Annotated in this window: 1 protein-coding gene; it reads right to left on the reverse strand. The window is 42.0% G+C overall.

The genetic code is table 11. The annotated features are described in order from the left end of the window. Nucleotides 1–245, reverse strand: a 245-nt coding sequence (locus HMPREF2758_RS00895) for a transposase (RefSeq protein ID WP_210384428.1), incomplete at both ends; no start/stop codon positions are given.

Raw genomic sequence — 245 nt, forward strand, 5'->3', positions numbered from 1 at the left:
AATCCCATCTCATTATTCACGGCCTGTTTCCCTCGAACATGAAATCGAGTGAATCCCAAACAAGCCTTCAGATGACCAAATGTCGGTTCAACATCGATCTTCCGCTGGCTATAAATTGGACGATATTTCGGATCTTTTAAGAGCCTCCTTTGCTTGGCTTTGAAGTAGTCATACGAAGGATTAACCGTAATCTTTCGGACATATCCTTTCTGAGTAAGCGCTGCTTCAATTTCTTGTTGATTCTC

The organism is Facklamia sp. HMSC062C11, assembly GCF_001810675.1.
Lineage (GTDB): Bacteria > Bacillota > Bacilli > Lactobacillales > Aerococcaceae > Facklamia > Facklamia hominis.